Origin of the sequence: Methylotetracoccus oryzae, from assembly GCF_006175985.1 — a bacterium.
Classification (GTDB): domain Bacteria; phylum Pseudomonadota; class Gammaproteobacteria; order Methylococcales; family Methylococcaceae; genus Methylotetracoccus; species Methylotetracoccus oryzae.
On record NZ_SRSH01000005.1, the window covers coordinates 229,359 to 235,968 of the forward strand.

General features: G+C 61.4%; 5 protein-coding genes and 1 pseudogene. All 6 read left to right on the top strand.

What is annotated here, in order from left to right:
- Positions 1-349 precede the first annotated feature (349 nt).
- The 6 genes and pseudogenes from BWR02_RS07370 to BWR02_RS07390 all read left to right on the top strand — a co-directional run bounded on the left by BWR02_RS07370 (position 350) and on the right by BWR02_RS07390 (position 6,409).
- Positions 350-1,417 (top strand): class I SAM-dependent methyltransferase, encoded by a 1,068-nt coding sequence (locus tag BWR02_RS07370; protein WP_139557096.1) that lies wholly within the window; start codon positions 350-352, stop codon positions 1,415-1,417.
- A gap of 72 nt (positions 1,418-1,489) precedes the next feature.
- Positions 1,490-2,029, top strand: coding sequence for a hypothetical protein (locus BWR02_RS07375; protein ID WP_139557097.1), 540 nt, complete (start codon positions 1,490-1,492; stop codon positions 2,027-2,029).
- 125 nt (positions 2,030-2,154) lie between these two features.
- Positions 2,155-3,150, top strand: coding sequence for an alpha/beta hydrolase (locus BWR02_RS07380; RefSeq protein WP_139557098.1), 996 nt, complete (start codon positions 2,155-2,157; stop codon positions 3,148-3,150).
- Positions 3,151-3,621: 471 nt separating this feature from the next.
- A pseudogene (locus tag BWR02_RS21755) lies at positions 3,622-3,810 on the top strand (YHS domain-containing protein); the annotation flags it as partial.
- 69 nt (positions 3,811-3,879) lie between these two features.
- Positions 3,880-5,955: a copper-transporting P-type ATPase gene (locus BWR02_RS07385; protein WP_456237927.1), complete on the top strand. Its 2,076-nt coding sequence runs from the start codon at positions 3,880-3,882 to the stop codon at positions 5,953-5,955.
- A gap of 109 nt (positions 5,956-6,064) precedes the next feature.
- Complete coding sequence (locus BWR02_RS07390) at positions 6,065-6,409, top strand: hypothetical protein (RefSeq protein ID WP_139557100.1); 345 nt, start codon at positions 6,065-6,067, stop codon at positions 6,407-6,409.
- Positions 6,410-6,610: the final 201 nt, after the last annotated feature.

Here is a 6,610-nt window from a genome sequence, read left to right on the forward strand (position 1 = left end):
TCTTCGGGCATTGGGCGAAACGAGCACTTAGCGTTGTTGAACGAGTTCAAGCACGCCATTCCAAGGCTGCTTCTTCAACTGCACATTCACTTCGGTGTCCGCTGTCCCGCAGCGATCATTCGCTTCGCCTACTTTCCCGAGATCGAGCGTGCGCCTCGCACAGATGCGGAAGAAAGGGGATCAGGTTAGATTGTTTTCGGACATCCAGGCCTACGGCCGTGCGTGTTGCCCCATCGGATAACCGAATGCATGGCCCGGAAGCCTAATCCGACCTGTCTTTCGCATGTTTTTCGTGTTTCCATGTCGGGCCGACCCATCTACCGTTGACAATCCAGGAGGAACCGTGGGCATGCGCCTGAACGAGATCGATCAAACCGCGCTGGAACAGTTACAGGGCAAAGTCATCGGCGATGTGGCCGGGGCCTTGGGCTTGTTGATGGCCTATATGGGCGACAAGCTGGATCTGTACAGCGCCCTGGCGGAAATCAGCCCCGCCACCAGCCGGGAACTGGCCGACAACACCGGCATGAACGAACGCTACCTCCGGGAGTGGCTATCTGCCAACGCCGCCGCTGGCTATGTCAATTACGATCCAGCCGCGGGCCGCTTTTCCCTGTCGCCCGAACAGGCCGTGGTGTTCGCCGCCGAAGGCCATCCCGCCTGCATGCAGGGCTTCTTTCAGGCGGTGATGTCGGTGTACTTCGACGAATCCAAGGTGGTCGATGTCTTCCGCAGCGGCAAGGGTCTGCCATGGAGCGACCACAGCCCCTGCCTGTTTTGCGGCACGGAGCGCTTTTTCCGCCCCATGTATGCCCAGAACCTGATTGACTCCTGGATACCGGCCCTCGACGGCGTCCGGGAAAAGCTCGAAGCGGGCGCCCGGGTGGCGGACGTGGGTTGCGGACACGGTTCCTCGACCATCCTGATGGCGCAGGCGTTCCCCAATTCCACATTCCATGGCTTCGACTTGCACGGGCCGTCCATCGAACATGCGCGGGAACGGGCGCGCGCCGCGGGCGTTGCCGCCAACACCATTTTCGAGGTGGTAACGGCGAAGGGATATCCCGGAAAGAATTACGATCTGGTCACGGTCTTCGATGCCCTGCACGATATGGGCGATCCCGTGGGTGCGGCCCAGCATATCGCCAGCACTTTGACGACGGGCGGGACGCTGATGCTCGTCGAGCCATTCGCCGGGGACAGCCTTGAAGAGAACCTGCATCCCCTGGGCCAGATTTATTACTCGTTCTCGACGATGGTCTGCGTGCCCGCCTCGAAATCGCAGGAAGTCGGCCTCGCCCTGGGTGCCCAGGCCGGCGAGAAGCGGCTGACCGCGGTGCTCGAAGCCGGGGGCTTCAGCCAAGTGCGGCGGGCTGCGGCGACGCCGACCAATCTGGTGCTGGAAGCCAAGGTTTAAGGGCGTGAATCAACGCAAAACGGGATCCGGCTCGAACAGTCCCTTTTGCCAGCCATCCGACGGAGACGTGCGATGCCGGGATTTCTGGAACTGACGCTGGGTGGCCTGCTAGGAAGCAGTCTTACCGCCGTCGCGGTGGGCGCCCTGTTTCTGCGCCGCAACAAACGAGTGGAATCGGAGATCAAGGCCTACTTCGATGAGCGCTTCAAGGTCTTCGAGTCCACTCGCTCCTGGAAGCAGCAGGCGCTGTTCGAACTGCTGGGGCCGCTGCACATGCAATTCGACCGCACTAGGCGCGCGATGAATCGCTGGCGGTCCAAGAATCTCTACCTGGAAGCGAATGTGGTGCGCGAGGGCAATCGGACCTGCCGGGATCTTCTGCTGTCGAAGGGTCACCTGATCCCGCCGCATCTAATGGGCGATGCCGGCCGGCTCATCGAGCATTACGACGCCTGGCTGGAGGCCTTCGAGAAGCACCGGGGCGAAGCGAAAGGCGGCGACGATGTCTCGTTCGTCTTTGCCGGGCCCGACGGCTTCCCGTTCCCGTCAGATGCCGAAGAGCACTTCAATGCCGAATTCAGGAAGCTGCAGAAGGAGCTTTTCGGCGTTTAGGCTGTGTCAGTCGGGGAGCATCGAAAAAGTCGGTACGACTTTTGTCGCCTTTACGGCGGGCCGATCTGGGACTACGGTGTGTTCCGATCAGTTTGTTCGAGCGTCAACGATGGCAAGGAGGGGTCATGGCCGATTTCGTGATGTGTGCTCGCGCCGTTCGGAGCGGCAAGTTCGTGTCCGAACCGGGCGCTAGTCTTTACCTTGAAGTGCCCGACGGTAGCGACGGGTTGCCCGCGGCGCCCGTGCCGCTTCCGGAGCACAAGGTCCGCCGCGACGTATGGATCAAGCGGCTACGGCAAGCCTCTGTCTGGGGGCAGGATTCCCGAATCCCGACCAAGGATCGCGGCGACGTCCTCGTCTTCATACATGGCTACAACAACGATCAAGCCGTGGTGATGCGCAGGCACCGGCAGTTGCAGCGTGATCTGCGCTCGGTCGGTTATCTCGGCGCCATCGTATCGTTCGACTGGCCCAGTGCCGACATGCCGCTGAACTACCTGGAAGACCGCCACGACGCCAAGGAAACGGCACTGCACCTGATGCGGGACGGCATCTACTGGCTGGCTAAGGAACAGACGCCGGACTGTACGATCAATGTCCATCTGCTCGGGCACTCGACCGGCGCTTTTGTGATCCGGGAGGCGTTCGATGATGCCGATGACGCCTTGCTGGCCCAGCTCAGCTGGATCATCAGTCAGGTGCTGTTTATTTCCGGTGACGTCTCGGCGGCCTCGATGTCGGCAGACAACCCGACCAGTGAGGCCATCTACCGCCACTGCGTGCGCTTTACCAACTACTCGAACCGTTACGATTCGGTGCTGAAGCTCTCGAACGCCAAGCGGGTCGGCATGTCGCCCCGGGTCGGACGCGACGGATTGCCGCTCGACGTGCCTGCGAAGGCCGTCAATGTGGATTGCAGCGCCTATTTCGAGCGGTTGAGCAGCGACCCCGCGCTCAGACAGGCGGATCAGCAGGCCGAGATTGGCACGTTCGATCACTCCTGGCAGATTGGAAATCTGGCCTTTACGCGGGATCTGTTCGAAACCTTGAAGGGCGACCTGGATCGCTCGGTGGTTCCCACGCGCGTCGCCGAAGGCGGCTCACTGTTTCTTAAGGGCTAACGGTTCCGTTGTGCCTCCAGGCGAGACGACCCAAGGGGCCGGGGTGCGTCTTCCCCTGAAAAAATTCGAAATTCGTCAGAGGCCAGCGCGGAATCTCCGATTCCGCGCCCCACCCGTGTCTTTCGCCCGGTAGGCCGCATGTAACCCTTCACCCTGCTGCCTTGCTGGGTAGGTAGTGGGAGCGGGCCGGGAGGGCGAGACCGTTTGCGGGAGGGAACCCGCAGCCGAGCCAGGGACGGATCCACGGCGTGTCTCGGCCTCCCGGATCGCTCCCGCGAGGGGGGCGTGAACAGTTACAGGCCGCATGATCAGAAAAAGGGGCCTGGTTTGGATATCCCTGGGTTATTGGCCCTAGGCATTGCCCTGCTCACCGGTCCGCTGATGCAGCTGATGCGCGGCCACGGCGGTCATGGTGGCACGGCAACCATGCACCGACGCTTCGGCGCTCCGACAACGACAAGGTATGAGCCAATGGACGCGAATGCACACCAGCATCACGGCAGTCACCCCTCTGCCGAGTCAGCCCCGCGAACGGACCTGAAAGATCCGGTGTGCGGCATGACCGTGACGGAGCAGTCTGAACACAAATTGACGCACGAAGGCGGGCCCTACTATTTCTGCAGCGCCAAGTGCAAAGGTCAGTTTGCGGAGAACCCGCTGCGGTACCTGGCACCGACCGCGCCCGCGGAAGTCGCGCCGGCGGCGGCTGGCACGATTTACACCTGCCCCATGCACCCCGAGGTGCGGCAGGGCTTTCCCGGCAGCTGCCCCAAGTGCGGTATGAGCTTGGAGCCCATCATTCCTCTGGGCGAGGAAGGCGACCCTGAGCTAAAGGACTTTCAGCGTCGTTTCTGGTGGACGCTGCCACTCACGGTCATTGTCACCGTTCTGGCCATGTTCGGCCATCGCCTCGGCTGGTTTGCCATGAACGTGCAAACCTGGGTTGAACTGGTGCTGTCCTTACCGGTCGTGATGTGGGCGGGCTGGCCATTCTTCCTGCGTTGCTGGCGGTCCCTGGTTCATCGCAACCCCAACATGTGGACCTTGATTGGGCTAGGTACCGGCGCGGCCTTCGTCTACAGCGTGGTGGCAACCGTGATGCCGGGCGTGTTCCCGGATTCGTTCATCTCCATGGGGCGTGTGGCCGTTTACTATGAGGCGGCCGTGGTCATCATCTCGCTCACCATGGTGGGCCAGATCATCGAGTTGAAGGCCCGTTCGCAAACGTCTGCGGCGATCAAGGCGTTACTCGGTTTGGCACCCAAGACGGCACGCCGCATCAATGCGGACGGCAGCGAAGAGGACGTACCGCTGAACCAGGTACATGTCGGCGACCTGCTGCGCATCCGTCCTGGCGAAAAAGTGCCCGTCGATGGCGCTGTGACCGAGGGCAGCAGCGCCGTGGATGAATCCATGCTGACCGGTGAGCCCGTACCGGTGACCAAGCGCGTCGGTGACAAGGTGATCGGTGCCACGATGAATACCAGCGGTGCCCTGGTGATGCGCTCAGAAAAAGTTGGTGCCGCCACCATGCTCTCGCAGATTGTCGAGATGGTAACCAATGCCCAGCGCTCGAAGGCCCCCATGCAGCGCATGGCCGATGTGGTCGCGGGCAAGTTTGTGGTCGTGGTGGTAGCCATCGCCATCGTCACCTTCCTTGTCTGGGGCCTGTTCGGTCCAGAACCCAGCTGGGTATTCGGCCTGATCAACGCAGTGGCGGTGCTGATCATCGCTTGCCCGTGCGCGCTTGGGCTGGCGACTCCCATGTCGGTGATGGTGGCGACGGGTCGTGCGGCAACCGAGGGCGTGCTGTTCCGGGATGCTGAAGCCATCGAAAAAATGCGGGAGGTGGACACGCTGATCGTCGACAAAACCGGCACCCTGACCGAGGGCAAACCCGCTTTCGATTCCGCTGTCGCCGCCCCCGGCTACACAGCGGATGAAGTGCTACACCTTGCAGCCAGTCTGGACCAGGGCAGCGAACATCCATTGGCCGAGGCCATCGTCAGCGCCGCACGCACCAAAGGACTGGGACTGGTGACGCCGGTGGACTTCGAGTCCAGCAGCGGGATCGGCGTGCGAGGCATGATTGAGGGCAAGCATCTGTTGCTGGGCAACACCGCCTTGATGCAAGCCGAGGGCGTGGCAACCGATACGCTCAAGATCGACGGCGAGCGCTTGCGCAATGAGGGTGCCAGCGTGATGCATCTTGCGGTGGACAAACAACTGGCGGGCATCCTGGCCGTGACCGATCCCATCAAGGCCAGCACGCTCGAAGCGATCAAAGCCCTGCACGCCAGTGGCTTGCGCATCGTGATGGCAACGGGAGACGGCCTGACCACGGCCAAGTCAGTGGGTGCCAAACTGGGTATCGACGAGGTGCATGGCGAGGTCAAACCCGCCGATAAGCTGGCGCTTGTGGAACGCCTCCAGAAGGAGGGGCGCATTGTTGCCATGGCCGGCGATGGTATCAACGATGCGCCTGCGCTGGCCAAGGCGGATGTCGGTATAGCCATGGGCACGGGAACTGACGTGGCAATGAACAGCGGCCAGATCACGCTGGTGAAAGGGGATTTGCGAGGCATCACCGCGGCCCGTGAAATCTCGATCAACACGGTCCGAAACATGCGTCAGAATTTGTTGTTCGCATTCATTTACAACGCCTTTGGGGTGCCGATTGCGGCAGGCGTCCTGTATCCCTTTACCGGGTGGCTGTTGTCCCCGCTGATTGCGGCGCTGGCCATGAGCCTGAGCTCGGTGTCGGTGATCGGGAATGCCCTGCGCTTGCGGCATGGCAAGAAATGACAGTGGACTCTGGAGAGCTGATGAGACTAGCCTACCAGGCTGTTGCTTTCCGCCTAGATTGGGATGATGTAGCGTGTGAATAAGGCGATGGCGTGCGAGAGGTAAACGGATGAACGTCACCGTCAAGATTTCTGCCGCGCTGGCGGCTGGGTTGCTGCTGAGCGCCTGTGCCGGTCGGCCCGTAAAGTTTGCTGACGCACCCGATCTGTCGCAAGTCGACACAAACCGAGGCCGGAAGATCACGGCACAGGCGGGTGGGTTCATGCTGTTCAGCGCACTTCCGCTGGGCACGAACGACCGCCAGTATCGGGCTTACGAGGAGTTGCTGACTGAAGCCGGGACCGACAAGATCGCCAACATCGCCGTCAAGGAGACCTGGTCGTACGGCTTCGTGGGCACGAGCTATTGGACCATTTTGACCGCGACGGCCTATCCGCCCAAGTCAAGGAAGTAATCCAGCGCTCAGAATGAAGTTCGCGGGAATGTCGGGTCAGCTCTGACATTCCCGCGATGATTTACGTCTGGGCCCTATGGAGCCTCTGAACAAATGCGGCTGGTAAGCTATCGCCAACAGAGCACGTGAACGCGGTGACCGGATGAAACAGACGACCTTCGCCTCGCTGGCCTATGACCAGAAGAAGAAGCAGACCCGACG

Coding starts and splice junctions, on each gene's coding strand:
- BWR02_RS07385 (WP_456237927.1), top strand. CDS start 3,880: ATGCACCCCGAGGTGCGGCAGGGCTTTCCCGGCAGCTGCCCCAAGTGC.
- BWR02_RS07380 (WP_139557098.1), top strand. CDS start 2,155: ATGGCCGATTTCGTGATGTGTGCTCGCGCCGTTCGGAGCGGCAAGTTC.
- BWR02_RS07390 (WP_139557100.1), top strand. CDS start 6,065: ATGAACGTCACCGTCAAGATTTCTGCCGCGCTGGCGGCTGGGTTGCTG.
- BWR02_RS07375 (WP_139557097.1), top strand. CDS start 1,490: ATGCCGGGATTTCTGGAACTGACGCTGGGTGGCCTGCTAGGAAGCAGT.
- BWR02_RS07370 (WP_139557096.1), top strand. CDS start 350: ATGCGCCTGAACGAGATCGATCAAACCGCGCTGGAACAGTTACAGGGC.